The sequence below is a fragment of the Oikeobacillus pervagus genome (assembly GCF_030813365.1).
Taxonomy (GTDB): Bacteria; Bacillota; Bacilli; order Bacillales; family DSM-23947; genus Oikeobacillus; species Oikeobacillus pervagus.
Genome location: NZ_JAUSUC010000096.1, coordinates 1 through 2,199 on the forward strand (window position 1 = coordinate 1; position 2,199 = coordinate 2,199).

Below are 2,199 nucleotides of genomic sequence, written 5' to 3' on the forward strand. Positions count from 1 at the left end.
TCTTCGGATGTCTTCCCTTTCTACGAGAATGGTAGATGGTCTTCAGCTTTTGAACATTTCCCAAGGCCTTTTGATTATTTCCCACTAGGATTTGCACTTCTTTTACGGGGATTTGATCATTTCCCTAGATTTATGTATATTTCCCGCCTACTTTTGCACTATTTCTATTGATATTTGCACTTTTTCTCCAATTTTTTGCATTACTTCACAAGAATCATATCATGATAGAATCCAATGAAAAAAGGAAATGAAGAGAATTCTTCATTTCCTTTTTGGATGACCCGTACGGGATTCGAACCCGTGTTACCGCCGTGAAAGGGCGGTGTCTTAACCGCTTGACCAACGGGCCATTATGACGGGGAAGGAGGGATTTGAACCCTCGCGCCGGTTACCCGACCTACACCCTTAGCAGGGGCGCCTCTTCAGCCACTTGAGTACTTCCCCATAAAAATGGCTCCGCAGGTAGGATTCGAACCTACGACCGATCGGTTAACAGCCGATAGCTCTACCACTGAGCTACTGCGGAACAATGAGTATAATGGGCCTGAGTGGACTCGAACCACCGACCTCACGCTTATCAGGCGTGCGCTCTAACCAGCTGAGCTACAGGCCCATTTTATATAAATGGAGCGGGTGATGGGAATCGAACCCACGACAACAGCTTGGAAGGCTGTAGTTTTACCACTAAACTACACCCGCGTATAAATATGGGGCGACTAGTGGGAATCGAACCCACGATGTCGGAGCCACAATCCGATGCGTTAACCATTTCGCCATAGCCGCCATTTTCACTTGAAAATGGTGGCTCAGGACGGAATCGAACCGCCGACACAAGGATTTTCAGTCCTTTGCTCTACCGACTGAGCTACTGAGCCAAAAATAATGGCGGTCCGGACGGGACTCGAACCCGCGACCTCCTGCGTGACAGGCAGGCATTCTAACCAGCTGAACTACCGGACCAATGATTGCGGGGGCAGGATTTGAACCTGCGACCTTCGGGTTATGAGCCCGACGAGCTACCGAACTGCTCCACCCCGCGACGATAGAAAATATAAAAATTAATGGCGGAGGAAGAGGGATTCGAACCCCCGCGCGGTTTAACCCGCCTGTCGGTTTTCAAGACCGATCCCTTCAGCCAGACTTGGGTATTCCTCCAAAGTAGTATATATGGTGGACCTTGTAGGACTCGAACCTACGACCGGACGGTTATGAGCCGTCTGCTCTAACCAGCTGAGCTAAAGGTCCATATTTTCAGAAAATAGCGGCGGAGGGAATCGAACCCACGACCTCACGGGTATGAACCGTACGCTCTAGCCAGCTGAGCTACGCCGCCATATAATCTTAATTGGTGGAGCCTAGCGGGATCGAACCGCTGACCTCCTGCGTGCAAAGCAGGCGCTCTCCCAGCTGAGCTAAGGCCCCAAATGGGTTGAATATCGGGAAGACAGGATTCGAACCTGCGACCCCATGGTCCCAAACCATGTGCTCTACCAAGCTGAGCTACTTCCCGATAAAACGCGCCCGAGAGGAGTCGAACCCCTAACCTTTTGATCCGTAGTCAAACGCTCTATCCAATTGAGCTACGGGCGCAAATGGTGCCGAGAACCGGAATCGAACCGGTACGGTAGTCACCTACCGCAGGATTTTAAGTCCTGTGCGTCTGCCAGTTCCGCCACCCCGGCAACATTGGAGCGGAAGACGGGATTCGAACCCGCGACCCCCACCTTGGCAAGGTGGTGTTCTACCACTGAACTACTTCCGCAATATTATGCGGGTGAAGGGAGTCGAACCCCCACGCCTTGCGGCGCCAGATCCTAAGTCTGGTGCGTCTGCCAATTCCGCCACACCCGCAAAATAGTGAGCCATGAAGGACTCGAACCTTCGACCCTCTGATTAAAAGTCAGATGCTCTACCAACTGAGCTAATGGCTCGTTAAAAATGGTGCCGGCCAGAGGACTTGAACCCCCAACCTACTGATTACAAGTCAGTTGCTCTACCAATTGAGCTAGGCCGGCATATAAAAGATGGAGGATGACGGGATCGAACCGCCGACCCCTTGCTTGTAAGGCAAGTGCTCTCCCAGCTGAGCTAATCCTCCAGATTCGCTTGGCAACGTCCTACTCTTGCAGGGGGACAGCCCCCAACTACCATCGGCGCTGAAGAGCTTAACTTCCGTGTTCGGTATGGGAACGGGTGTGA

General features: G+C 51.8%; 21 tRNA genes and 1 rRNA gene. All 22 read right to left on the reverse strand.

Features of this window, described 5'->3' with window-relative positions:
• Positions 1-277 precede the first annotated feature (277 nt).
• Positions 278-349: transfer RNA gene (locus J2S13_RS16650), tRNA-Glu, on the reverse strand.
• Positions 350-356: 7 nt separating this feature from the next.
• Positions 357-444, reverse strand: a tRNA-Ser gene (locus J2S13_RS16655).
• Positions 445-451: 7 nt separating this feature from the next.
• Positions 452-526, reverse strand: a tRNA-Asn gene (locus tag J2S13_RS16660).
• 13 nt (positions 527-539) lie between these two features.
• Positions 540-613 (reverse strand) — tRNA-Ile (locus J2S13_RS16665).
• A 12-nt stretch (positions 614-625) separates the two neighbouring features.
• A tRNA-Gly gene (locus J2S13_RS16670) sits at positions 626-699 on the reverse strand.
• Positions 700-708: 9 nt separating this feature from the next.
• Positions 709-783, reverse strand: a tRNA-His gene (locus tag J2S13_RS16675).
• Positions 784-799: 16 nt separating this feature from the next.
• Positions 800-875, reverse strand: a tRNA-Phe gene (locus J2S13_RS16680).
• A gap of 8 nt (positions 876-883) precedes the next feature.
• Positions 884-960 (reverse strand) — tRNA-Asp (locus J2S13_RS16685).
• A 5-nt stretch (positions 961-965) separates the two neighbouring features.
• Positions 966-1,039, reverse strand: a tRNA-Met gene (locus J2S13_RS16690).
• Positions 1,040-1,062: 23 nt separating this feature from the next.
• Positions 1,063-1,155: transfer RNA gene (locus J2S13_RS16695), tRNA-Ser, on the reverse strand.
• 13 nt (positions 1,156-1,168) lie between these two features.
• A tRNA-Ile gene (locus J2S13_RS16700) sits at positions 1,169-1,245 on the reverse strand.
• Between the two features lie 14 nt (positions 1,246-1,259).
• Positions 1,260-1,333: transfer RNA gene (locus J2S13_RS16705), tRNA-Met, on the reverse strand.
• Between the two features lie 13 nt (positions 1,334-1,346).
• A tRNA-Ala gene (locus tag J2S13_RS16710) sits at positions 1,347-1,422 on the reverse strand.
• 14 nt (positions 1,423-1,436) lie between these two features.
• A tRNA-Pro gene (locus tag J2S13_RS16715) sits at positions 1,437-1,510 on the reverse strand.
• Positions 1,511-1,516: 6 nt separating this feature from the next.
• Positions 1,517-1,590: transfer RNA gene (locus tag J2S13_RS16720), tRNA-Arg, on the reverse strand.
• 3 nt (positions 1,591-1,593) lie between these two features.
• Positions 1,594-1,682, reverse strand: a tRNA-Leu gene (locus tag J2S13_RS16725).
• A 5-nt stretch (positions 1,683-1,687) separates the two neighbouring features.
• Positions 1,688-1,762, reverse strand: a tRNA-Gly gene (locus J2S13_RS16730).
• 7 nt (positions 1,763-1,769) lie between these two features.
• Positions 1,770-1,851 (reverse strand) — tRNA-Leu (locus tag J2S13_RS16735).
• Between the two features lie 7 nt (positions 1,852-1,858).
• A tRNA-Lys gene (locus tag J2S13_RS16740) sits at positions 1,859-1,931 on the reverse strand.
• 8 nt (positions 1,932-1,939) lie between these two features.
• Positions 1,940-2,015 (reverse strand) — tRNA-Thr (locus J2S13_RS16745).
• 10 nt (positions 2,016-2,025) lie between these two features.
• Positions 2,026-2,098 (reverse strand) — tRNA-Val (locus J2S13_RS16750).
• 6 nt (positions 2,099-2,104) lie between these two features.
• Positions 2,105-2,199, reverse strand: a 5S ribosomal RNA gene (rrf, locus tag J2S13_RS16755); the annotation flags it as partial.